This window comes from Sulfuricella denitrificans skB26 (assembly GCF_000297055.2).
GTDB lineage: Bacteria > Pseudomonadota > Gammaproteobacteria > Burkholderiales > Sulfuricellaceae > Sulfuricella > Sulfuricella denitrificans.
On the sequence record NC_022357.1, the window covers coordinates 1,032,236 to 1,055,254 of the forward strand.

Annotated in this window: 22 protein-coding genes; all 22 read left to right on the forward strand. The window is 57.3% G+C overall.

Going from position 1 to position 23,019, the window contains the following annotated elements:
- Positions 1-29 precede the first annotated feature (29 nt).
- The 22 genes from serC to SCD_RS05190 all read left to right on the forward strand — a co-directional run bounded on the left by serC (position 30) and on the right by SCD_RS05190 (position 22,970).
- Positions 30-1,112, forward strand: coding sequence for a 3-phosphoserine/phosphohydroxythreonine transaminase (gene serC, locus SCD_RS05085; RefSeq protein ID WP_009206184.1), 1,083 nt, complete (start codon positions 30-32; stop codon positions 1,110-1,112).
- Positions 1,105-2,169: a prephenate dehydratase gene (pheA, locus tag SCD_RS05090; RefSeq protein WP_009206183.1), complete on the forward strand. Its 1,065-nt coding sequence runs from the start codon at positions 1,105-1,107 to the stop codon at positions 2,167-2,169. Before serC ends, pheA begins: the two co-directional genes overlap by 8 nt.
- 35 nt (positions 2,170-2,204) lie before the next feature.
- Positions 2,205-3,314 (forward strand): histidinol-phosphate transaminase, encoded by a 1,110-nt coding sequence (gene hisC, locus SCD_RS05095; RefSeq protein ID WP_009206182.1) that lies wholly within the window; start codon positions 2,205-2,207, stop codon positions 3,312-3,314.
- Positions 3,311-4,327 carry a 3-deoxy-7-phosphoheptulonate synthase gene (aroF, locus tag SCD_RS05100; RefSeq protein WP_009206181.1) on the forward strand — a complete coding sequence of 339 codons (1,017 nt, stop codon included), beginning with the start codon at positions 3,311-3,313 and terminating at the stop codon, positions 4,325-4,327. Before hisC ends, aroF begins: the two co-directional genes overlap by 4 nt.
- Before the next feature lie 104 nt (positions 4,328-4,431).
- The gene (locus tag SCD_RS05105) at positions 4,432-5,310 is read left to right on the forward strand and encodes a prephenate dehydrogenase (RefSeq protein WP_041673334.1); all 879 of its coding nucleotides are present in this window, start codon (positions 4,432-4,434) and stop codon (positions 5,308-5,310) included.
- 96 nt (positions 5,311-5,406) lie between these two features.
- On the forward strand, positions 5,407-6,708 hold the full coding sequence (gene aroA, locus SCD_RS05110) for a 3-phosphoshikimate 1-carboxyvinyltransferase (protein WP_009206179.1): 1,302 nt from the start codon (positions 5,407-5,409) through the stop codon (positions 6,706-6,708).
- 9 nt (positions 6,709-6,717) lie between these two features.
- Positions 6,718-7,395, forward strand: coding sequence for a (d)CMP kinase (cmk, locus tag SCD_RS05115; RefSeq protein ID WP_009206178.1), 678 nt, complete (start codon positions 6,718-6,720; stop codon positions 7,393-7,395).
- Positions 7,396-7,557: 162 nt separating this feature from the next.
- A complete protein-coding gene (gene rpsA / locus SCD_RS05120) occupies positions 7,558-9,276 on the forward strand; it encodes a 30S ribosomal protein S1 (protein WP_009206177.1) in 1,719 nt (572 codons plus the stop codon).
- Positions 9,277-9,302: 26 nt separating this feature from the next.
- A complete protein-coding gene (locus SCD_RS05125; protein WP_009206176.1) occupies positions 9,303-9,584 on the forward strand; it encodes an integration host factor subunit beta in 282 nt (93 codons plus the stop codon).
- Positions 9,585-9,677: 93 nt separating this feature from the next.
- Complete coding sequence (locus SCD_RS05130) at positions 9,678-9,947, forward strand: LapA family protein (protein WP_009206175.1); 270 nt, start codon at positions 9,678-9,680, stop codon at positions 9,945-9,947.
- A gap of 49 nt (positions 9,948-9,996) precedes the next feature.
- Entirely contained in the window at positions 9,997-11,196 is a 1,200-nt protein-coding gene (gene lapB, locus SCD_RS05135; RefSeq protein WP_009206174.1) for a lipopolysaccharide assembly protein LapB, read from the forward strand.
- A 2-nt stretch (positions 11,197-11,198) separates the two neighbouring features.
- Positions 11,199-11,903 carry an orotidine-5'-phosphate decarboxylase gene (gene pyrF / locus SCD_RS05140; RefSeq protein ID WP_009206173.1) on the forward strand — a complete coding sequence of 235 codons (705 nt, stop codon included), beginning with the start codon at positions 11,199-11,201 and terminating at the stop codon, positions 11,901-11,903.
- Complete coding sequence (locus SCD_RS05145; protein ID WP_009206172.1) at positions 11,900-13,222, forward strand: UDP-glucose dehydrogenase family protein; 1,323 nt, start codon at positions 11,900-11,902, stop codon at positions 13,220-13,222. The genes pyrF and SCD_RS05145 overlap by 4 nt, the downstream gene beginning before the upstream one ends.
- An 82-nt stretch (positions 13,223-13,304) precedes the next feature.
- Positions 13,305-14,237, forward strand: a complete 933-nt coding sequence (gene rfaE1, locus SCD_RS05150; protein ID WP_009206171.1) for a D-glycero-beta-D-manno-heptose-7-phosphate kinase — start codon at positions 13,305-13,307, stop codon at positions 14,235-14,237.
- Between the two features lie 11 nt (positions 14,238-14,248).
- Complete coding sequence (rfaD, locus tag SCD_RS05155; protein ID WP_009206170.1) at positions 14,249-15,244, forward strand: ADP-glyceromanno-heptose 6-epimerase; 996 nt, start codon at positions 14,249-14,251, stop codon at positions 15,242-15,244.
- Between the two features lie 58 nt (positions 15,245-15,302).
- Positions 15,303-15,614, forward strand: a complete 312-nt coding sequence (locus SCD_RS05160) for a ComEA family DNA-binding protein (RefSeq protein WP_009206169.1) — start codon at positions 15,303-15,305, stop codon at positions 15,612-15,614.
- A 127-nt stretch (positions 15,615-15,741) separates the two neighbouring features.
- A complete protein-coding gene (locus tag SCD_RS15615) occupies positions 15,742-16,749 on the forward strand; it encodes a GGDEF domain-containing protein (RefSeq protein ID WP_009206168.1) in 1,008 nt (335 codons plus the stop codon).
- Positions 16,742-17,629: a cysteine synthase CysM gene (cysM, locus tag SCD_RS05170; protein ID WP_009206167.1), complete on the forward strand. Its 888-nt coding sequence runs from the start codon at positions 16,742-16,744 to the stop codon at positions 17,627-17,629. Before SCD_RS15615 ends, cysM begins: the two co-directional genes overlap by 8 nt.
- 10 nt (positions 17,630-17,639) lie before the next feature.
- Positions 17,640-19,640 carry a hypothetical protein gene (locus tag SCD_RS05175; protein ID WP_148290743.1) on the forward strand — a complete coding sequence of 667 codons (2,001 nt, stop codon included), beginning with the start codon at positions 17,640-17,642 and terminating at the stop codon, positions 19,638-19,640.
- 18 nt (positions 19,641-19,658) lie between these two features.
- Positions 19,659-19,844: a hypothetical protein gene (locus tag SCD_RS05180; protein ID WP_009206165.1), complete on the forward strand. Its 186-nt coding sequence runs from the start codon at positions 19,659-19,661 to the stop codon at positions 19,842-19,844.
- Positions 19,845-19,853: 9 nt separating this feature from the next.
- Positions 19,854-20,276, forward strand: coding sequence for a YdbL family protein (locus tag SCD_RS05185; RefSeq protein WP_009206164.1), 423 nt, complete (start codon positions 19,854-19,856; stop codon positions 20,274-20,276).
- A gap of 285 nt (positions 20,277-20,561) precedes the next feature.
- Positions 20,562-22,970 (forward strand): type IV pilus assembly protein FimV, encoded by a 2,409-nt coding sequence (locus SCD_RS05190; protein ID WP_148290744.1) that lies wholly within the window; start codon positions 20,562-20,564, stop codon positions 22,968-22,970.
- Positions 22,971-23,019 lie beyond the last annotated feature (49 nt).

The following is a 23,019-nucleotide window of genomic DNA, read 5'->3' on the forward strand; positions in this document are numbered from 1 at the left end:
CCTCCGCGGTTAGATAAGGGTTTTAGTGTATGGAACGAATTTACAATTTTGGTGCTGGCCCTGCCGCATTGCCTGAGGAAGTCCTGGAGCAGGCGCGCGATGAGATGCTCAACTGGCAGGGCTGCGGCATGTCGGTGATGGAGATGAGCCATCGCGGCAAGGACTTCATGGGTATCGCTGCCCAGGTTGAGGCCGACCTGCGCGGGTTGCTGGGTATTCCCGCTAATTACAAGGTGCTGTTTCTGCAGGGCGGGGCTTCCAGCCAGTTCGCCATGGTACCGATGAATTTGCTCCGCGGCAAAAAGACCGTGGACATCGTCAACACCGGCGTATGGTCACAGAAGGCGATCGATGAGGCAGAGAGATACTGCACGGTGAACGTTGCCGCCAGCTCGGAAGACGCCAGATTCAGCTATGCCCCGACCCAGGATAAATGGCGCTTGAGCCAGGATGCCGCCTACGTCCATTACACCCCGAACGAGACCATCGGCGGGGTGGAGTTCCACTGGATACCGGAAACCGGCAGCGTGCCGCTGGTAGCGGACATGTCTTCCAACATCCTGTCCGGCCCGCTGGATGTTTCCCGCTTCGGCCTGATTTATGCCGGGGCACAGAAGAACATCGGTCCGGCCGGCTTGTGCATCGTGATCGTGCGCGAAGACCTGATCGGCCAGACACTGCCCGGCACGCCGACAATGTTCGACTACAAGATCCATGCCGACCATGATTCGATGTACAACACCCCGCCTACCTTTTCGCTCTATATCGCCGGCCTGGTGTTTAAGTGGCTGAAGCGCCTCGGCGGGTTGGCAGAAATGGACAAACGCAACAACGCCAAGGCCGCGCTGCTTTACGGTTACCTGGACAGCAGTGGTTTCTACCATTGCCCGGTGGCAAAAGACAGCCGCTCGCGCATGAACGTGCCTTTCACCCTCAAGGATGCGGCACTGGACGAGGAATTCCTCAAGCAGTCCCAGTCTCGCGGCCTGGCTCAACTGAAGGGACATCGTTTGCTTGGTGGGATGCGGGCCTCGATCTACAACCCCATGCCGCTGGAGGGTGTTCAAGCCTTGGTGGATTTCATGCGCGAGTTCGAGCAGAAACATGGATAAGGAACTTTCTCAACACCGCGCGAGCATCGACGCGATCGACGGCGAGATGCTGAAGCTCGTGAATCAGCGCGCCGAGCACGCAAAAGCGATTGGCGTCCTGAAGGATGGCGCGGTTTATCGCCCCGAGCGCGAAGCGCAGGTACTGCGCCGGATCAAGGAAGAGAACCCCGGCCCTCTTGCCGACGAGACCGTGGCGCGCCTGTTCCGCGAGATCATGTCGGCTTGTCTGGCGCTGGAGCAGCCGCTCTCGGTGTCATTCCTCGGGCCGCAAGGCACTTTTACCCAGGCGGCAGCCATCAAGCATTTTGGCCATGCTGCACTGACTCGTCCCTGCGCTTCGATCGACGAGGTGTTCCGCGAGGTGGAAGCGGGGCTGGCGGATTACGGCGTGGTGCCGGTGGAAAACTCCACTGGCGGCGCGGTCGGCACTACCCTGGATCTGTTGTTGCAGACGCCTCTTCAGGTGTGTGGCGAGGTCGATCTGCGGGTGCACCAGTTCTTGCTGCGCAAGGCGGGGGCAACCGGCAAGGCAGAGAAAATCTATTCGCATGCGCAGTCCCTCGCTCAGTGCCATGAGTGGCTTAACCAGAATCTGTCGGGCGTGGAGCGCGTGGCGGTGGTGAGCAATGCCGAGGCGGCGCGCTTGGCTGCTGAGGATGGTGCTGCGGTAGCGATTGCGGGCGAGGCCGCGGCGGAGCATTACGGGTTGGAAAAGCTGGCGGAAAATATCGAGGACAAGCCCGACAATACTACCCGCTTTCTGGTGATCGGCCAGCATGATGCTGCGCTCTCCGGCCGGGACAAAACCTCTCTGGCGATGTCCGCCAGGAACCGTCCGGGTGCGGTGTACGAGCTGTTGACGCCGCTTGCCCGGCACGAAGTGAGCATGACCAAGCTGGAGTCCCGTCCTTCCCACTCGGGGCTTTGGGAGTATGTGTTTTACGTGGATGTGGAAGGGCATCGCCAGGATGTGAAGGTTGCTCAGGCATTGGCTGAACTCGCCGACAAGGCAGCCTTCCTGAAAATCCTCGGCTCCTATCCCGTGGCGGTACTTTAACTAATCATATTAAAGATCAAACGATTGTACTTGAAATGGATTTGAGCGAATTAGCACCGGGTTACATCCGCGCCATTGCACCGTACCAGACGGGCAAGCCGATTGCCGAAGTGGCCCGGGAAATGGGCCTGCCGGAAAGCGATATCGTCAAGCTGGCTTCCAACGAGAACCCGCTCGGCGCCAGCCCGCGCGTGCTGGCAGCGATCGAGAACGTGATCATGGAACTCGCACGCTATCCGGATGGCAACGGCTTTACGCTGAAAACCGCACTGGCGGCAAGGCACGGCGTCGGACTTGAGCAGATCGTCCTGGGCAACGGTTCCAACGATGTGCTGGAGTTGGCGGCGCGCGCCTTTCTGATGCCTCAGACCTCTGCGGTTTATAGTCAGCATGCTTTCGCCGTTTACCCGCTGGCGACCCAGGTGGTCGGTGCACGTGGCATCGAGGCGCCAGCGAAGGATTTTGGCCATGACCCCGAGGCGCTGCTGGCAGCTATTGCAGATGATACCCGCATCCTGTTTATCGCCAATCCCAACAACCCTACAGGCACGCTGCTGGATCCCGTTCAACTGCTGGGTCTGATCGAGCGCGTGCCGGAGAATGTGCTGGTGGTGCTGGATGAGGCTTATACTGAATATCTGCCCGAGGAGATGAAAAGCGACAGTGTCGGTTGGCTGAAACGCTTTCAGAATCTGATTGTCACACGCACCTTCTCCAAGGCTTACGGTCTGGCAGGCCTGCGCGTGGGCTATGCGCTGGCGAGCGCGCAGGTGGCGAGCATGATGAACCGGGTGCGGCAGCCGTTCAACGTCAACAGTCTGGCTCAGGCGGCGGCGGTGATGGCGATGCAGGACGAGGCTTTTCTCGACGAATGTCTGGCAATCAACCGCGCCGGCATGGTGCAGCTGACAGACGGCTTCAAGCGCCTGGGGCTGACTTACATTCCTTCCTACGGCAACTTCGTCGCAGTGCGAGTGGGCGATGCCGCCGCTATCAATCTCAGTCTGCTGAAGCAGGGCGTGATTGTGAGGCCGGTCGCTAATTATGGGTTGCCTGAACACCTGCGCGTCAGCGTCGGGTTGGAAGGGGAAAACAAGGTATTTTTGCAGGCCCTGGAACGGGCACTTAAGGAGATTAAAAAATGATCATCGTAATGAACAGTGGTGCGACCGAGCAACAGATAGAAGGCGTCGTCAATAAAATCAAGGAAGCTGGCCTGGACGCCAATATTTCTCGTGGCACCGAGCGCACCGTGATTGGCGCCATCGGCGACGAGCGCAAGCTGGAACAGGAGTATTTCGAAGCCCTGCCGGGCGTCGAGCAAGCCATGCACATCGTCAAGCCCTACAAAATCGTCGGGCGTGAATGGCACAAGCAGGACAGCGTGGTCAACATCAAAGGTATTCCGCTGGGCGGAAATCAGATACAGATCATCGCCGGTCCGTGTTCGGTGGAAACTCCGGAGCAGATGGCTTTGGCGGCTCAGGAAGTGCATGCCGCAGGTTGCCGCTTGATGCGCGGCGGTGCTTTCAAGCCGCGTACCAGCCCTTATGCTTTTCAGGGCCATGGAGTGGAAGGCCTGAAGATGTTCCGCACAGCAGCCGAAAAATACAACCTGCCTATCGTCACCGAGCTGATGGATGCGCGCCAGCTTGAGACCTTCATGGAATACGACGTGGACGTGATCCAGATCGGCACACGCAGCATGCAGAATTTCGACCTGCTCAAAGAAGTTGGCAAGGTCAACAAGCCGGTGATCCTCAAGCGCGGCATGTCGGCAACCATTTCCGAATGGCTGATGGCAGCAGAATATATTGCCGCCGGCGGCAACCACAACATCATCTTCTGCGAACGTGGCATCCGCACCTACGAAACCTACTATCGCAACGTGCTGGACGTGACTGCCATTCCGGTGCTGAAAAAGGAAACCCACCTTCCGGTGATCGTTGATCCATCCCACGCGGGGGGCAAGGCGTGGATGGTGCCGGCACTGTCGCGTGCGGCAATCGCCGCCGGTGCTGACGGTCTGCTGGTGGAAATGCACCCTAACCCCTGCGAAGCCTGGTGCGACGCGGATCAGGCGCTTACCCCGCAGGAACTGAAAGACTTGATGGTCAGTTTGGGCGCGATTGCCGGAGCGATCGGACGGACGATCTAGGCTAGTGCCGATGAACGTCGATGAACGCCGATTAACCCATCAACGCGCCAGTCCGTGTTTATCCAGGTCGCCTAGAGGCGCCTATGTTTGGTCAGGCGTTTGACATGGATTTCCAACTTAATAAACTCGTTATTTTTGGCGTCGGACTGATCGGCGGATCCTTCGCACTGGCCTTGCGCGAGGCTGGAGCGGTGAAGGAAATCGTCGGTGTTGGACGTACTGCGGGAAATCTGGCGGAGGCACTGCGACTTGGAGTGATCGACCGGGTTGCGGTTGACGCTGCCAGCGCGGTGCAAGATGCAGATCTGGTGATGCTGGCCGTCCTGGTCGGGCAGATGGCTGCGGTGATGGCATCGATTTCGCCGCATCTGTCGGCGCAGACCGTCGTTACCGATGCCGGCAGTACCAAATGCGATGTGGTGGCGCTGGCGCAGCAGCATCTGTCGGGCCACTTGGCGCGCTTCGTGCCGGCGCATCCGATCGCCGGTGCCGAAAGGAGTGGTGCGGCTGCCGCCAGTGCTGGGCTGTACCGGGGCCGCAACGTGGTAATCACGCCCATGTCCGAGATCAACCCTTCGGCCGTGCGCATGGTGCGTGTCCTATGGGAGGCCTGCGGGGCGACGGTCAGGGAAATGACGCCGCAGGCCCACGACGAGGTCTTCGCCGCGGTTTCCCATCTACCGCACCTGCTGGCGTTTGCCCTGGTCGAAGACATCGCCTCGCGCAGCAACAGTGAGGAGTTGTTCAGCTATGCCGCCGGTGGTTTTCGCGATTTCACCCGGATCGCCGGCAGTTCGCCGGAAATGTGGCGCGACATCTGCCTGGCGAATCGTGCTGCGCTGCTCAAGGAACTTGAAATTTACCAGGCGCAGCTTGATCGTCTGCATGTCATGCTGGAGCAAGCCGACGGGGCAGCGCTGGAGCAGGTTTTTAACCACGCCAGCCAGGCAAGAAACGCCTGGGCTTCGCAAAAAACTGATTGAACCGTGAAGACGTAGAGTAATTCCATGAATTGTTCTAGCCTCTATAACCCTCCGCGTATTCTGCGGTAAATGCCTTTTTACTTAAAAATTTCACTCATGGACTATCTCGATCTTTCTCCCATTCCCCGTGTCAGCGGCACCATCCTGTTGCCAGGCTCGAAAAGTATTTCCAATCGCACCCTGTTGCTGGCCGCGCTGGCCGAGGGCGTTACTGAGGTCAAGGCTCTGCTTGCTTCCGACGACACCCAGCATATGCTGGGTGCACTCAAACAACTGGGCGTCAACTGGACACAACATGGCGATAGCCGGAATTACCGGGTGGAGGGTGTGGGCGGCGAGTTTCCGGTGAAGTTGGCCGACCTGTTTCTGGGTAATGCCGGTACTGCCTTTCGTCCGCTGACTGCCGCTCTGGCGCTGTCTCACGGTGAATACCGATTGAGCGGCGTGCCACGCATGCACGAGCGGCCGATCGGTGACCTGGTCGATGCGTTGCGCCAGCTTGGTGCGGATATCGCCTACATTGGCAACGATGGCTATCCACCGCTTGCTATCAAGCCGGCAGCGATCCAGGCAGGTCGGGTGAGCGTGCGCGGCAACGTGTCCAGCCAGTTTCTCACGGCGCTACTGATGGCCGCCCCGCTGGCGCGGCAGGACGTGACTATCGAGGTGGTCGGCGAACTGATCTCCAAGCCGTATATCGAGATCACCCTGAATCTGATGAGCCGATTCGGTGTCGAGGTCGAACGTCAAGGCTGGCAGGCATTTACCATTCATGCCGGACAGACCTATCGCAGCCCGGGCATGATCCATGTCGAGGGCGATGCTTCGAGCGCTTCCTATTTTCTGGCTGCCGGTGCGATTGGCGGCGGACCTGTGCGGGTCGAAGGTGTGGGAAAAGTCAGTATCCAGGGCGACGTGCGCTTTGCCGAGGCGCTGGCGCAGATGGGCGCCGAAGTTTCCATGGGCGATAACTGGATCGAGGCGCGCGCACCCAAAGGAGGGAAACTCAAGGCTCTAGACCTCGACTGCAACCATATTCCCGACGCAGCGATGACTCTGGCGATAGCAGCCCTGTTTGCCGACGGAACGACCACCCTGCGCAACATCGCCAGTTGGCGGGTCAAGGAAACCGACCGCATTGCCGCCATGGCGACCGAACTACGCAAGGTTGGCGCAATAGTCGAGGAAGGGCCGGACTATATCTGCGTTACTCCCCCTGACGCTTCACGTCTTACCTCTCACGCTAGCATAGACACCTATGACGATCACCGCATGGCGATGTGCTTTTCCCTGGTGGCGCTGGGTGGCGTGCCGGTCAGGATCAACGAACCCAAGTGCGTTGCCAAGACCTTCCCCGACTATTTCGAACGCCTGAGTTCAATAGCAAAAACGGCTTAAGGATTTGTGATGAACAACCCTTTACCAGAAATCCCGATTATCGCCATCGATGGTCCTTCCGCATCCGGTAAAGGGACGGTGGCACAACTCGTCGCTCAGGAGTTGGGCTATTACTATCTCGACAGCGGCGCCTTGTACCGGTTGCTTGCACTGGCGGCAGTGGGGCGCGGCGTGCCGTTCGACGACGAGGAGGGCTTGGCGCGCTTGGCGGAAGGACTGACCATTCGCTTCGAGGGTGGCGAAGTGTGGCTGGATGGAGAGCAGGTGGGGGATGCGATTCGCACCGAAGAATGTGGCAACGGCGCCTCGCGTATCGCTGCCTATCCCCGTGTACGTGCGGCGTTGCTTGATTTGCAGCGCGCCTTCCTCCAGGCTCCAGGGTTGGTTGCTGACGGTCGCGACATGGGATCGGTGGTGTTCCCTGGCGCGATGCTCAAAATATTTCTGACCGCCAGCGCGGAGGTGCGGGCCGATCGACGGTATAAACAGTTGATGGGTAAAGGAATGCATGCTAATATTAAACAGATTTTGCATGACATCAGGCAACGCGATGAGCGCGACAGTGCGCGGAGCGTGGCCCCATTGCAAAAATGTGCGGATGCCAGTCTGCTGGATACCAGTTCCATGACCATTGTCGAAGCGGTGGACGAGGTGCTGGCTTGGTTCCAGCAGGTTTGTGTCCGATAGGCGCTTTGAGCTCCAACAGTTTGGTCGGTTGGCAGGAACTTTTTTTGCTATTGCGACAGGCTTTCCTTTTTTAGACTGTTAGAAATTTTTAGCGAGTGATAACTAACCCCGTTGCTTTTGCCATCCGGGCAACAGCCGGGCTTTTACAGGTTTTTTTAAACAATGACTACTGCTTCCCCTTCTGTTGCACCATCCACTGAAAGTTTCGCCTCTCTGTTTGAAGAGAGCTTGTCCCACCAGGAAATGCGCGCCGGCGAGGTGATTACCGCCGAGGTCGTGCGTGTCGATAACGACAGCGTGGTGGTTAATGCCGGCCTGAAATCCGAAAGCGTCATTGACGCCAACGAATTCAAGAACGACAAAGGCGAAATCGAAGTGAAGCCGGGCGATTTCGTCAAGGTTGCGATCGAAATGCTGGAGGATGGCTACGGTTCGACCAAGTTGTCGCGCGAGAAAGCCAAACGCGTCGCCGCATGGCTGGATCTGGAAGCCGCCATGGAAGAGGGTACGCTGGTTAGTGGTATGGTCAATGGCAAGGTCAAGGGCGGCCTGACCGTGATGGTCAATGGTATTCGTGCCTTCCTGCCGGGTTCGCTGGTGGATATTCGTCCGGTCAAGGACACTACTCCCTACGAAAACAAGGAAATGGAATTCAAGGTTATCAAGCTGGACCGCAAGCGTAACAACGTTGTGGTTTCGCGCAAGGCCGTGCTGGAGCAGAGCCTGGGCGCCGAGCGTCAGGCACTGCTGGGCAACTTGAAAGAAGGTATGGTCGTCAAGGGTATCGTCAAGAACATCACCGACTACGGCGCGTTCGTGGATCTGGGTGGTGTTGACGGTCTGCTGCATATTACCGATCTGGCCTGGCGCCGTGTCAAACATCCATCCGAAGTGCTGGCTGTGGGTGATGAAGTCGAAGCCGTGGTGCTCAAATTTGATCAAGAGAAGAACCGTGTTTCTCTGGGCGTCAAACAACTGGGCGACGATCCATGGGTCAACCTGTCCCGTCGCTACCCGCAAAGCACCCGCATGTTCGGCAAGGTCACCAACCTGACCGACTATGGTGCATTCGTCGAGATCGAGCAGGGTATCGAAGGTCTGGTGCACGTCTCCGAAATGGACTGGACCAACAAGAACGTGCATCCGGGTAAAGTGGTGCAGTTGGGTGACGAAGTCGAAGTCATGATTCTGGAAATCGACGAAGAACGTCGTCGTATCTCCCTCGGCATGAAACAGTGTAAATCCAATCCATGGGATGATTTTGCTGTGACCCACCAGAAGGGCAATAAAGTTTCCGGCCAGATCAAGTCCATCACCGACTTCGGCGTGTTCATCGGCCTGCCTGGCGGTATCGACGGCCTGGTGCACCTGTCCGACCTGTCCTGGAATATGCCCGGCGAAGAAGCAGTGCGCAACTACAAGAAGGGTGACGAAGTCGAAGCCATGGTGCTGGCGATTGACGCCGAGCGTGAGCGTATCTCCTTGGGCATCAAGCAGATGGAAGGTGATCCGTTCACCAACTATGTTGCCATGAATGACAAAAACAGCATCGTCAAGGGTATTGTCAAATCGGCAGATGCTAAGGGTGCAGTCATCACTCTCGACGGCGAAGTGGAGGGCTACCTGCGTGCTTCCGAAGTGTCTCGTGACCGTGTCGAAGACATTCGCACTCACCTGAAAGAAGGCGACGAAGTTGAAGCCAAAATCATCAATATCGATCGCAAGAACCGCAATATCAACCTGTCCATCAAGGCCAAGGATATGGCGGACGAGGCAGATGTGATGCAGAAGATGTCGGCTAGCGATACTGGTGCTGCTGGCACCACCAACCTTGGGGCGTTGTTGAAGGCCAAGATGGATACGAAGCAAACTGGCCAATAACAACCCAACCTCGGAAGGTCAAGCTTATGACAAAATCGGAGCTGATTTCGAAGCTGGCGATGCGTTACCCGCAACTGGTAACTAAAGACGCAGAACTGGCAGTGAAGACGATCCTCGACGCAATGGGTGATAGTTTGTCCCAGGGCGAACGGATCGAGATTCGGGGATTCGGCAGTTTTAGCCTGAATTACCGGCCCCCCAGAGTGGGTCGCAATCCCAAAACCGGCGGCAAGGTGAGCGTGCCTGAAAAGTACGTGCCACACTTTAAAGCCGGAAAGGAATTGCGCGAGCGGGTTGATGCCAATTAAAGCGGGCAAGTTGGGCTACTGACTAACCGCAAGGCAAGGCGGCATAATCGAAAGATCATGCCGCCTTTTTATTGTTTAAATGATTGAGAAATAATGCGCTACTTGTCCTGGTTGTTTGGTTTCGCTCTGTTCCTGCTGGCCTTGGGTTTTGCAGTGAAGAACAGCGACACCGTTGTGGTCAATTATTATTTGGGGTACCAGTGGCAGGCGCCGATGGTTTTGGTGCTGCTGGTATTTCTCATTGCCGGTGTTGCGATTGGTGTGGCGGCCAGTCTGGGCTTTATATTCAGGCAGCGACGCGAGATTTTTTTCCTGAAGCGGGAAATGCGGGCCAGGGCGCAGGCGGTCAAGAGTGATGAGTAATGAGTGAGACTCACTTTTTCCTCTTACGCAATACGCTAACTAATTAAAGATGGAATTCGAATACTGGTGGCTCCTGACTTTCCCGTTGTTTTTCAGCCTGGGCTGGATGGCGGCGCGGATCGATATCAAGCATGTCCTGTCGGAATCGCGCAGGCTGCCCGCTTCCTATTTTCAGGGGTTGAACTTCCTTCTCAACGAGCAGACCGACAAGGCGATCGAGGCTTTCATCGAAATCGCTAAGGCCGATAATGAGACGGTCGAATTGCAATTTGCTCTCGGCAGCTTATTCCGCCGACGAGGTGAGGTGGAGCGGGCCATTCGCATGCACCAGAGCCTGCTGGAGCGTAGCGACCTGGAAGAAGAAAAGAAGCTGACCGCGATGAACGAACTGGGTCAGGATTACCTGAAAGCAGGCTTGCTGGATCGTGCGGAGCAGGTTTTCAGCGAGTTGCAGCAAACCCGCTATTCCAGCGGAGCACTGAAATACCTGCTGGAAATCTATGTGCTGGAAAAGGATTGGCTTAAGGCGGTCGAGGCGGCGCACAGGCTGGGCGAAATTTCGAGCCGTTCCTACCAGGTCGAGATTGCCCATTTTTTCTGCGAGCTGGCGGCCAGCGAGATTGCCCATTCCGACCATGCAGCGGCACGACAACATCTGGATGAAGCACTGCGGGTGAATCGCGACAGCGTGCGCGCCAATATACTGCATGGCGACATTGAAGTCGCTGAAGGGCGGCACGATGCCGCGATTCAGTGCTGGAAGCGAGTTGAAACGCAAAACCCGGCTCACCTTGCTCTGGTGGCGGAGCGCCTCCTGGCGAGCCATCGCACACTCGACCGGTTTGCCGAAGGCATGGATCTGCTGCGTGGTTATCTGGCGCGCTATGGTTCATTGGATATGCTGAACGTGATCTTCCAGGCAGTACTAGAGACCGAGGGGCCACAGGTTGCCTACCAGCTGGCGCGCGATGAATTGCGACGTAATCCCAGCATGCGTGGCCTCGACCGACTGCTGGAGGCGCAATTGATGGAGGCTCCCGCCGAGCGCAGGCAGGATCTACAGCTGGTGCATAATTTAATCCATCAGCATTCCGCCGGACTGGCGTTGTATCGCTGCGAGAACTGCGGATTCAGGGCGCGCCAGTATTTCTGGCATTGCCCCGCCTGCGGCAAGTGGGAAACTTATCCGCCGCGCCGCAGCGAGGAAACCGAAGTGCTGGTCAAAGCCAGTATGCAGGATTTAATGTAATCATGAGCAATCCCCAAATCATTGTCGCTCTCGATTTCGCAGTGCAGAAGGACGCACTTGCGCTGGTAGACAGGCTCGATCCCAAGCTGTGCCGGCTCAAGGTCGGCAAGGAAATGTTCACAGCCAACGGCCCGGTGCTGGTGGAGACGCTTATTCAGCGTGGATTCGAGGTATTCCTGGACTTGAAATTCCACGACATCCCCAACACCGTGGCAAGCGCCTGCAAAGCAGCAGCCCAGTTGGGCGTGTGGATGGTGAATGTCCATGCGCTGGGCGGACGTCGCATGATGGAAGCGGCGCGCGAATCGTTGGAGAGTGTGACCTCGCGGCCCAAGCTGATCGCGGTGACCGTGCTGACCAGCATGGGCCAGGCGGATTTGAATGAACTGGGCATACCCGGCGAACCGCGAGATACCGTGCTGCGGTTGGCGAAGCTGGCGCAGGCCAGCGGTCTGGATGGGGTAGTGTGCTCCGCGCAGGAGGCACAAGTGCTACGGCAAGAACTGGGGGCGGATTTCTGTCTGGTTACGCCCGGAATCCGCCCGGCGAACGCCGCTCAGGACGACCAGGTGCGCATCGTCACGCCCGCCGAGGCAATCCGCCTTGGCTCGGATTATCTGGTGATCGGTCGGCCCATAACCAAGGCGGCAGATCCCCTGCAGGTTCTACAGCAAATCAATTTTGAACTTAGTGGAGAAAAGCAATGAAAGTTAGCGTGATCGGCACCGGCTATGTCGGCCTGGTGACAGGCACCTGCCTGGCGGAAGTGGGCAACGATGTATTGTGCCTGGACGTGGATGTGAACAAGATCAACATCCTCAAGCAGGGCGGCATCCCGATTTACGAGCCGGGCCTGGAAGACATGGTCAAGCGCAACGTGGCCGCAGGCCGGCTGCGCTTCACCACCGACGTGGCCGAGAGCGCAAAGCACGGTGCGATTCAGTTCATCGCCGTGGGCACGCCGCCGGACGAAGACGGCTCCGCCGACCTGCAGTACGTGGTTGCCGCGGCGCGTGCCATCGGCCAGAACATGCAGGAATACAAGGTGATCGTGGACAAGTCCACAGTGCCGGTAGGCACCGCCGACAAAGTCCGTGCCGCAGTCCAGGAAGAGCTGAGCAAGCGCGGTACCCAGCTCGAGTTCAGCATCGCTTCCAACCCGGAATTCCTCAAGGAAGGCGCGGCGGTGGAAGACTTCATGCGTCCCGACCGTATCGTGCTCGGTGCCGAGGACGCCCGTGCCGTGGAACTGATGCGCTCGCTGTATGCACCCTTCAACCGCAACCACGACCGCCTGATCGTGATGGACATCAAGTCCGCCGAACTCACCAAGTATGCTGCCAACGCCATGCTCGCCACCCGCATCTCGTTCATGAACGAACTGGCCTTACTGGCCGAGAAAATGGGTGCGGACATCGAGAACGTGCGCCACGGCATCGGTTCCGATCCGCGCATCGGCTACCATTTTCTCTATGCCGGCTGCGGCTATGGTGGTTCCTGCTTCCCCAAGGACGTGCAAGCAATGCAGCGCACCGCCAAGGAATATGGCAGCGAGCTGCGCATCCTGAATGCCGTGGAAGTGGCGAACGAGCGCCAGAAGGAAGTGCTGCTCGACAAGATCACCGCCAGATTCGGCACCGATCTCAGCGGCAAGAACATCGCTATCTGGGGCCTCGCATTCAAGCCTAACACCGATGATATGCGCGATGCCCCCAGTCGTGTGCTGATCAAGGGGCTGTGGGAGCGCGGTGCCACCGTGACCGCGTACGACCCGGTAGCGATGCATGAGGCCACGCGAATCTTTGGCAACGATCCTCGTTTGAAACTGGTGGACACACCGATGGCGGCACTGGAGGGTGCGGATGCCCTGGCTATTGTCACTGAGTGGCAAGTGTTCCGTGCGCCGGATTTCGTCGCGCTTAAAGCCCAGCTCAAGAACCCGGTGATCTTCGACGGCCGCAACCTGTACGATCCGAAGGATGTGCGTGCGGCGGGGATTGAGTATTTCGCTATCGGAAGGTTGTAATCTGATTTAACCGCAGAGACGTAGAGGCGCGGAGGAATCAAGATATTCTCTGCGTCTCCGCGCCTCTACGGTGGAAAAAACTATGCTACCTAACTTTGAAAATGCCCGCGTTCTGGTCGTGGGCGACATCATGCTCGACCGTTACTGGTTCGGCGAGGTGAGCCGTATCTCGCCCGAGGCGCCGGTGCCGGTGGTGCATGTGAGTCGCACCGAAGAGCGCCCGGGTGGTGCCGCCAACGTGGCGCGCAATGCCGCGGCGCTGGGGGCCAGAGTTTCCCTGTTGTCGGTGGCGGGCAAGGATGAGGCGGGAGACAGTCTGGCCCGCCTGCTACACGACGAGAACGTCAATGTCGTGCTGCACCGCGATGCAGGCCTGGATACCACTATCAAACTGCGAGTGATCGGGCGGCAGCAGCAGTTGCTGCGCATCGATTTCGAAACCCAGCCGAGCCATGAGGTGCTGCTCAACAAGCTGGCGGATTTCGAAAAAATGCTGGCTGGTGCCGATGTGGTGATCCTGTCGGACTACGGCAAGGGCGGGTTGACCCATATCCGCCAGATGATCGAATTGGCGAATGCCACGCACAAGCCAGTGCTGGTCGATCCCAAGGGCGACGATTACGCGCGCTACCACGGTGCCACTCTGCTGACGCCAAATCGGGGTGAATTCCGCGAGGTGGCGGGAAGCTGGAAAAGCGAGGAAGAACTGGCGAAGAAAGCACAGCAGTTGCGCCTAGATCTCAATCTACAGGCGCTACTGGTGACCCGCAGCGAAGAGGGGATGACGCTCTACCGCGAAGCAGGTATGGTGCACGAGCATGCCCTGGCGCGCGAGGTTTACGATGTCAGCGGCGCAGGCGACACCGTGATCGCCACCTTGGGCGTGATGCTGGCGAGTGATTCCACCATGCCCGAGGCAGTGCGCGTCGCCAATCTTGCCGCCGGCATCGTGGTCGGCAAGCTCGGTACGGCGGTGGTGAGCTGCGATGAACTGATTACAGAATTGAACAAATAAAGGAAAACACCATGTACTACATCGTCACCGGCGCAGCCGGCTTTATCGGCGCCAACCTCGTCAAGGGGTTGAACGACCGCGGCATCACCGACATCATCGCGGTAGACAATATGAAAAAGGCCGACAAATTCAAGAATCTGGTGGATTGCGAGATCGCCGATTATCTCGACAAGGAAGATTTTCTCGACCTTATCCTGGACGGCGCATTCGAAGGCGATGTCGCCGCCATTTTTCACGAGGGCGCCTGCTCCGACACTATGGAGACCGATGGTCGCTACATGATGGAGAACAACTACCGTTACACCGTGTCACTGCTGGATTATTGCCAGAACGAGGACGTGCCCCTGCTGTACGCTTCCTCGGCCAGCGTTTACGGTGGTGGTTCGGTGTTCAGCGAGTCGCGCGAGCACGAGGGACCGCTCAACGTCTATGGCTATTCCAAGTTCCTCTTCGACCAGTACGTGCGCCGCATGTGGCAGCACAAAACCTCACAGATCGTCGGCTTCCGCTATTTCAACGTGTACGGTCCGCGCGAGCAGCACAAGGGGCGTATGGCCTCGGTGGCCTTTCATTTCTTCAACCAGTACCAGGCCGAAGGCAAGGTCAAGCTGTTCGACGGTTGTGACGGCTATGCCAACGGCGAGCAGCGGCGCGATTTCGTGTCGGTGGAGGATGTGGTCAAAGTTAACATGTGGTTTCTCGATCACCCCGAGCAGTCCGGCATCTTCAATCTCGGCACCGGCAACAGCCAGACCTTCAACGACGTGGCCGTGGCGGCCGTGAACAGCTGCCGCAAGGCCAAGGGCGAAGCGCCGCTTGGCCTGAAGGAAATGCAGGCGCAGGGACTGGTCGAATACGTGGCCTTTCCAGAGGCGCTCAAGGGCAAGTACCAGAGTTTTACCCAGGCGGATATCTCCGCGTTGCGCACGGCGGGTTACGATGAGCCGTTCCTGACTGTGGAGCAGGGCGTGGAGCGTTATGTGGATCATCTGCGTCAACGCGTGTAGCGCTGCAGCGTTATGAGGATTGCAAGTCTGTTTCGTTAATCAACACTAGGGGATTTTCATGAAAAAACTGTTTCTTATCCTGATCGCCTGTTTCGCCTTTGCTACCACCGCTTTTGCGGGCCCGGTCAATCTGAATAGCGCCACTACCGCCGAGCTGGAAGTCCTGAATGGCGTTGGCCCGGTTAAAGCCAAAGCGATCATGGACTATCGCGTCAAGAATGGCCCTTTCAAGTCGGTGGATGATCTGGAAAAGGTACCGGGTTTCGGAAAAAAGACAGTGGACAAGCTGCGCGCCGACCTGACGGTGACCAGTGGTGCGGCGCCCTCCAAGGTTGCAGGAAAGCCCAAGGCTGCGGCTGATAAGAAGTAACTGCTACCGGAGCACTGCTAAAACAGCCCCGTTCGCGGGGCTGTTGCTATTTGCGGGGTATGTTTGAGTGTTTCTGGAAAATGCTTTAAATTGAACAAATTGCTATTAAACAGAAAGAGAGTCGCGTTTGTCTGATGCAGGAGAAATTCTGATTCCGTCCTGGGCGATGGGACTGCATGCCATAGCCCTGGCGGTGCTGGATGATGAGGGCCGAATTATCGAGTCTAATCAGGGCTTTCTTTCAGTAACAGCGGAGGCAAAGGTGGAGGGGAGCAGCGTGCGCCTGGCCAAGCCGGATATGGCAGCGCTCAGCAAGGCAGAAGTCGGGTTGAACGGTAAGGTATACACCGGAGCGCTCGTCTTTGCTGTCCTTACAGGTTCGTCGGATGGTTGGGGTGCTTTGTCTGGCAGCGTCTACCGTGCCGGGTCAGGATGGCTGCTCGCAGCCGAGGTAGGTATTTCGGCATACCCGCAGCTCAATGGCGTGATCGAGCGGCTGGGAAGAGATCTGGAGGATACGGAGCGCACCCTGGCGCGACGCAATCAGGCGCTGCAAAAAGCACTGGAGGAGGTCGAACTGCTCAAGCGCCAGGATACCCTGACCGGTTTGGCTAACCGCAGAAGCCTGGATGACCGCATCACTGAAGAGATTGGCCGCTGGGAACGGTATCGCCGTCCGCTGGGGTTGATATTGATGGAGATGGATGATTTCGGCGGGGTCAATGAAAACTACGGCCGCGAAGTGGGGGATGAACTGCTGCACCATGTAGCGACGGTTATCACCCACTCGGTGCGCACCACCGATCTGGCGGCACGCTATGGCGGATTGGAGTTTGCCATGCTGTTGCCGGAAACCAATGAAATGGGCGCGCTGATCGTGGCTGAACGGCTGCGCATGGAACTGGAAGGGCAGTTTATCCTGCCCATGACACGTCCTCTGACCGCCAGTTTTGGCGTAGCCATGCTGTTGCCGGGGGAGAGCCGCCAGGAGTTGTGTGCCAGGGCCGGTCGGGCGGTTGGGTATTCCAAGAAAAACGGCAGGAATTGCGTGACGATGGCAGGTGTGATCAGCGAATGCGACCAGCTCTATGGGGTTGCTCCACAAGGCACACAGGGAACAGACAAGAATGTTTAAAAGCATAGAGGAATTTGTCGGTAATACGCCACTGGTGAAGCTGAAACGATTGCCTGGCAATACCAGCAACACCGTGCTGGTCAAACTGGAAGGCAATAATCCTGCCGGTTCGGTCAAGGATCGGCCGGCGCTTTTCATGATCCAGCGGGCAGAAGCGCGCGGCGAGATCAAGCCGGGCGACACCCTGATCGAGGCGACCAGCGGCAATACCGGCATCGCACTTGCGATGGCGGCGTCGATGCGCGGGTACAAAATGGTGCTGGTGATGCCGGAGCATATGAGCGTGGAGCGACGCCAGGTGATGCGCGCCTTCGGTGCGGAAATTGTGCTGACACCGAAGGAAGGCAGCATGGAAGCCGCGATCGACACGGCCAACCGGATGCATGACGAGGGCCGGGGGATCATCCTCGATCAATTCTCCAACCCGGACAACCCGCAAGCCCATTACGAGGGCACCGGCCCGGAAATCTGGCGCGACACTCAGGGCACAATCACCCATTTTGTCAGCAGCATGGGTACCACCGGCACCATCATGGGCTGCTCGCGCTACCTCAAGGAACAGGATCCGGACATCCAGATCGTTGGCGTGCAACCCAGCGAAGGCTCGCAGATTCCCGGCATCCGCAAGTGGCCGCTGACCTATCTGCCAAAAATCTGTGATTTCAAGCGGGTAGACCGCCTGATCGAAGTTGGCCAGCAGGAAGCCGAGGAAATTACGCGCCGGCTGGCGGCGGAGGAAGGTATTTTCGCCGGTATCTCGTCTGGCGGCGCATTGGCGGCCGCGCTCAGAGTGTCGGCGGAAACCGAAAATGCGGTCATTGTATCCATCGTGTGCGACCGGGGTGACCGCTACCTGTCAACCGGCGTGTTCCCGGCCTGATTCCAGGGAAATGAAGTCTTCCTTGCCATGGGCGAAGGCTGTCCGTGCCATGATCCTGCTCGCGTTTTTTTCTCCCGGTGTCGAGGCCGGGCAAATTACGTTGAGCATCGATGATATTTCTTCACCTGCTTTTCATGCCAAGGCGATTAGCGCTACGCTGGACGGCCCGAATTTTTCCCGTCTAGAGGCACGTATCGGAGAGTTTTCACTGCGTGAGCGGACTTGGCGCAAGGTACGCCTGACCTGCGTAAAGACTCAATGGAAAAATGGCGAGATCCGCTGCGACCAGGGTGAGCTGGATCTGGGTGAAAAGTTGCCAGTACGCTTCGTTTATCAGCAGCAGTCAAAAACGCTGGCGCTGACCCTGAATTTTCCTCTTGGTGAGACTTGGCAGCTTGGTGCGCAATGGGGCAAGCCCGGCTGGAAAGTCCGGGTCGAGGCCCGCAATGGACAGGTCGTGCGGCTGGCCGGTTTTCTGCCGCAGGGCGGCGTTCGGCCTACTGCAGGAACGTGGAGCGGCAGTATCGGTCTGGACGGTAGCCATGCCGGGGTGGAAAGCGTCACCGCCGATGCGGTGTTCAAGGATATTGCTTTTGCCGATGCCAGCGGATTGCATGCCGGCGAGAAAATCGGTGGTGGGGTGCGATGTGATGTGTCGCGCCGGAAAGACGGCTGGCTATGGCGGGGCGAGGTGGACTGGAAGTCCGGAGAGATCTTCTGGCAGCCGATTTATTTTGCCGATGGCGGGCATCGGTTTGTCGGGCAGGGCAGCCTGGAAGCGGGCTTGTTGCGCGTCAATCAGGGCAGCTTGCGGTTGGCGGGGGTGGGGGAGGCCCAGCTTTCCGGTGCATGGGACATGGCGGGCCGGGGCCTGACGGATTTCGATCTTAAGGCGGCGGGTATCGACGTGGCCGGGCTGTATAAGGTGCTGCTCAAACCTTTTCTGGAAAAAACTGCCTTCGTTAAGCTGCAGGCCAAGGGCGCCGCCGATCTGGCGTGGCGCTACCGCGACGGCGTGACCACTGACTTCGACCTGAACCTGCGCGCTGCCGAATTCGTCGACGAGGACCAGCGCTTCGCGCTGCATGGCATGAACGCCCATATCCCATGGTCGAACATAGAAGAGCGACAAGCAGAATTTGGCTTCCAGAGTGGCGAGGTTTTGCGACTGGCGCTGGGCGAAACAAGGGTGCTGCTGACGACGAGAGGATGGCAGATCAGCACACCCGACTTTTCCATTCCGCTGCTCGATGGCAGGATCAATGTCGATGGCTTCACTGCCAGCCGTAGCGATGGCGCCTGGCAGTGGCGCTTCAGCGGGGGTCTCGCGCCTGTTTCGATGGAGCGTTTCAGCGAGGCATTGAAGCTGCCGCTCATGCATGGCACGCTGTCCGGCATCATCCCCGCCGTCAGCTATGCCGGCGGCAATCTCAAGGTGGATGGCGCCTTGTTGTTCAAGGTGTTCGACGGCACTGTCGTGGTCAAAGATCTCTCGCTGTTAGAACCTTTCGGTCGCGTTCCGCGCCTGTCGGCTACTCTCGACATGCGTAACCTTGATCTCGATCTGCTGACAAGTGCCTTTTCCTTCGGCAACATGCAGGGGCGCATCGACGTTGCGGTGGGTGGGCTGGAACTGTCGAACTGGCGTCCGGTGAAGTTCGATGCCAATGTGGCAAGCAGCCCCGGAAACTATCCGAAGAAGATAAGCCAGAAGGCAGTGCAGAGCATTTCGTCTCTGGGTGGCGCCGGGGCCGCCGCCGCGATACAGCGCAGCTTTCTGAGCTTCTTCGAGCAGTTCGGTTACGACCGGATCGGCCTTTCCTGCGTGCTGCGCAATGGGGTGTGCCTGATGGACGGTGTCGAGCCGGCGCTGCATGGCTACGTTATCGTGAAGGGCGGCGGCATACCGGCGATCAGCGTAATCGGTTACAATCGCGAGGTGAGTTGGGACGAGTTGCTGGAGCGGCTGAAGCGGGTCACCCAGAAGAATGTGAAGCCGGTTATCCAGTAAAGAAGCAAAGGAGATTTAATGAGAACATTACCCATGGCTATGGCCGTGTTGCTGGCTGCGACGGTTTCGGCGTGCGTCACCATCAACATCTATTTTCCCGCAGCGGCAGCAGAAAAGGCTGCCGACAAGATCATTGACGAGGTGTGGCAGTTGAAGAAACAGGGCGAAGCACCGGCACCGGCCAAACCGGACGAACAGAAATAGGAGGTCACAATGTACAGCCAGATTCTTCGTTTGTGGATGCTTGTTGCTCTGCTGTGGATGCCTTTTCTGGCGTTTGCCGCAGCTGACCTGGAAATCAACACGCCTGCCATCGGCAGCCTGAAAATGACCATGCAGCAGCGTCATGATCAGCTTGCAGGTCACTATGTCAGTGGCGCGGTCGGCTTGACGCGCGACGGTCTGATTGCGATGCGCGACGCTTCCTTGGTGCCGCTGGCGCAACGCCAGGTGGTGAACGGCCTGGTTGCGGCAGAGAACCAGGATCGCCATGCCCTGTACCGCGAGATTGCACGCGCCAACGGCCATCCGGAATGGGAGGAGGAGATACGTACCACCTTCGCCCAGCGCTGGGTGCAGAAGGCTGCGTCGGGATGGTGGTATCAGAATCAGAGCGGGGCATGGGTACGAAAGTAGTGCTCGGATACTTCCGCGACAAAATTTCCCGGAAAGAATACGGAATATCGTGAAATTACCACGACATTTTTAATATTTCATCCTTTGTGTCCTCTGTTGGGTTCTTTCTAAAGTCTTCTTCTGCTTCATGCATATAAAGAAAAACTAAAAGTTGCCATGACAAAGATAGATTGTTTTATCAACCGGCTAAGACGCTGGTCGTGTATTTGTCTTGGGTTTGGCCTGATATTGTTTGCGCCCCGCATTGTTGCGCTGGGCCTGGGCGAAATTCAGGTTGCCTCGAAATTGGGCGAGCATTTCAGCGGCCGGATTCCTGTTATTTCCACGACCGGCGAATCAGTCGAGCCATCGTGTTTCAAGTTGGTGAACGAGTCACACAAACAGGATGGAATTCCCCTTGTCGACTCCGCCAGACTGACTGTAGCTGGCGGGAGTGGCAAGACTTATCTCCAGGTTTCCAGTCGGAAAAGAATTAACGATCTGGCAGTCAGGCTGCTGGTCAAGGCTGGCTGTGAAAGCGAAGTAATCCGGGAATACACGATTCTGCTCAACCTGCCTGATAACGTGATAACCACCCGACCTGATCAGGCGGTTATCAGCGCGCCGCTGGTTGAACCCGACCTTTCTCCACCCCAACCTGTTTTGTCCGCGAGCCAGCGCGATCGTCGCGCAGGCGGCATGGTATGGGAAATCACAGCAGGGGAAAGCCTGGCTAGCATAGCTGCGAATATTTACCCGAATAGCCGACGCATGCAAAGACGATTTTCTCGTCATGCAATGGCAGCTAATCCTGAAGTCTTTGCGGATAAAAATCCTGACATGCTTCTGTCTGCCGGGACAGTGCTCTATTTTCCGGACTTGAGAGAATTGGCACGTCAGCCTGCCGAAAAAAAAGCGGGTCAGGGCCTGGCAGCGGAGTCTGCTGCACAACCGGATACGAAGCCAGATGTGAAGCCAGATAAACCTCCTGTTAGCCGAAAAACCTCAAAGGCCAAAAAGCTGGGTGCTGAATCTGAAGTACGCCTCAAATTGACCACGGGTGATCTGGATATTTCTGCCAGCGGCAAGATCACCGAAGGAGAGCGCGAAATTCTGCGCGAGAAGCAGCGCATCCTGATGGACATCGATGATATGGCAGCCAACAACCTGTCGTTAAATCATCGTCTGAAGCAGATGGAGGAACACATCCTGGGGTTGCAGACCAAACTGGAAGGGCTGGAACGTCAGCGCAGCGAAATGGCGTCCAATCGACCCGCCGTGCCAGCACCCCATTCCGAGCCACGCCAAGAAATATGGGAATGGCCAGCCTACACTGCGATTATCGCCCTCTCTGCCGGAGGCTTGGGGCTGCTGATGGTTGCGTATTTGAAGAGAAAGAGAAAAAAGGCTGAAGCTGAAGCCCTGATGGAACTTGATGTGGACCTGGGTAGCGTTTGGGAGGTTGATCCTGATGCCAAGAAATCGGGTTCGTCGGCTTCCTTATCAAACTCCGCGAACGCTGGTGTCCAGATGGGAAAGGCTATCGCGCCTGTAGACGTCCTGGAAATAGACGGGCAGCCTTCCTCTTCTGATGTACCTAAAGCTCAGTATGGTGTTTCTGACACCGGTTTTGAGATTGCGCTGGACAGCATTGAAAGCGCGGTTGAAGAGGCGGATATTTACCTTGCTCTGGGGGAGAAGGACAGGGCTATTGCCAACCTGAAATATCAGATTGATTCCCACCCCAGATCAACTGCCGACCTCTGGTTTAAACTTATGGAAATCTATCATGATTTCGATATGCGGCCGGAATTTGAGGCGCTGGTGACCGAATTTCGCCGGTATTTCAATATTGCTAAGCCAAACTGGGAAACGATGGCGTCTGGTGAGATCTCATCCCGCAGTATTGCGGAGTTTCCGCGCCTGATGGGAAAAATATCTTCCACCTGGGGTAGCGCCGCTTGCCTTGAATACCTGCATCATCTCTTGCTGGACAACAAGGGTGGGCTGCGGGAGGGGTTCGAGCTTGGCATAGCGAGCGATATTCTCCTGCTTATTCATCTTCTGGAAGGGATGCTTGGAAAGCTGCCTGCCGGTGAGGTGCCTTCCGAGGAAAATAGAGCCCTGGAGTTCACTTTTGAGCCAAGCGTGCAGGTTGAACCCGAGAAAAATGATTTTTCATCGCATACCATCGAAGTAAGCGATCCGACTGTAGCGGAACTCGGCCCTCTTCTTGAGTTGGAGATTGTGCCACCAGTTGTTAAGAATTTTCCTGAACTAAATCAGGAAGACGCAGGCCAAGCGGTCTTGCTCGAGGCTGAAAAGCGGGCGTTCAGCCTTGATCTAGGCACAGCAGGCGAACCTGAGAAAAGCCATCACGATCTGCCCAAACTGGAGTGGGACAATCTTCCGGTAGTGGAGTCTGTCAGCGTCCTTGCAAGACCAGATCCGAGATCTGCGCTGGAAAGGCGTCATCCCAGAATTGTCGAGAACATTACCTTGATCTGGGGTGGGCTGGAAATTGTAAGCTATCTAAAAAGTCTCGTCGTTGACAGTCGAGGCGATCGAGAAGGTTTCGATAAGGAGGTCTTATCCGAGTTAATGATGCTCTCCACTATAGCGGTGGTTGATGAAGGCGTCACCGATATCTGGAGTTCGTCGGGTGAGAGCAAGCTGGCGGCGCAGGAAGCTTTAAAGCCGCGTAAGGCGGATTAGCCCAGGCCGGATTTAACTGGCGCTGTCGGAGGTATAATGGCCGCCCTGA

Bases quoted from the DNA above. Each gene is read 5' to 3' on its own strand.
- pyrF (WP_009206173.1), top strand. From the start codon at position 11,199: ATGAGCAATCCCCAAATCATTGTCGCTCTCGATTTCGCAGTGCAGAAG.
- rpsA (WP_009206177.1), top strand. From the start codon at position 7,558: ATGACTACTGCTTCCCCTTCTGTTGCACCATCCACTGAAAGTTTCGCC.
- SCD_RS05145 (WP_009206172.1), top strand. From the start codon at position 11,900: ATGAAAGTTAGCGTGATCGGCACCGGCTATGTCGGCCTGGTGACAGGC.
- cysM (WP_009206167.1), top strand. From the start codon at position 16,742: ATGTTTAAAAGCATAGAGGAATTTGTCGGTAATACGCCACTGGTGAAG.
- aroF (WP_009206181.1), top strand. From the start codon at position 3,311: ATGATCATCGTAATGAACAGTGGTGCGACCGAGCAACAGATAGAAGGC.
- SCD_RS05175 (WP_148290743.1), top strand. From the start codon at position 17,640: ATGAAGTCTTCCTTGCCATGGGCGAAGGCTGTCCGTGCCATGATCCTG.
- SCD_RS05180 (WP_009206165.1), top strand. From the start codon at position 19,659: ATGAGAACATTACCCATGGCTATGGCCGTGTTGCTGGCTGCGACGGTT.
- rfaE1 (WP_009206171.1), top strand. From the start codon at position 13,305: ATGCTACCTAACTTTGAAAATGCCCGCGTTCTGGTCGTGGGCGACATC.
- SCD_RS05130 (WP_009206175.1), top strand. From the start codon at position 9,678: ATGCGCTACTTGTCCTGGTTGTTTGGTTTCGCTCTGTTCCTGCTGGCC.
- SCD_RS05105 (WP_041673334.1), top strand. From the start codon at position 4,432: ATGGATTTCCAACTTAATAAACTCGTTATTTTTGGCGTCGGACTGATC.
- serC (WP_009206184.1), top strand. From the start codon at position 30: ATGGAACGAATTTACAATTTTGGTGCTGGCCCTGCCGCATTGCCTGAG.
- cmk (WP_009206178.1), top strand. From the start codon at position 6,718: ATGAACAACCCTTTACCAGAAATCCCGATTATCGCCATCGATGGTCCT.
- hisC (WP_009206182.1), top strand. From the start codon at position 2,205: ATGGATTTGAGCGAATTAGCACCGGGTTACATCCGCGCCATTGCACCG.
- SCD_RS05160 (WP_009206169.1), top strand. From the start codon at position 15,303: ATGAAAAAACTGTTTCTTATCCTGATCGCCTGTTTCGCCTTTGCTACC.
- SCD_RS05185 (WP_009206164.1), top strand. From the start codon at position 19,854: ATGTACAGCCAGATTCTTCGTTTGTGGATGCTTGTTGCTCTGCTGTGG.
- pheA (WP_009206183.1), top strand. From the start codon at position 1,105: ATGGATAAGGAACTTTCTCAACACCGCGCGAGCATCGACGCGATCGAC.
- aroA (WP_009206179.1), top strand. From the start codon at position 5,407: ATGGACTATCTCGATCTTTCTCCCATTCCCCGTGTCAGCGGCACCATC.
- lapB (WP_009206174.1), top strand. From the start codon at position 9,997: ATGGAATTCGAATACTGGTGGCTCCTGACTTTCCCGTTGTTTTTCAGC.
- SCD_RS05125 (WP_009206176.1), top strand. From the start codon at position 9,303: ATGACAAAATCGGAGCTGATTTCGAAGCTGGCGATGCGTTACCCGCAA.
- rfaD (WP_009206170.1), top strand. From the start codon at position 14,249: ATGTACTACATCGTCACCGGCGCAGCCGGCTTTATCGGCGCCAACCTC.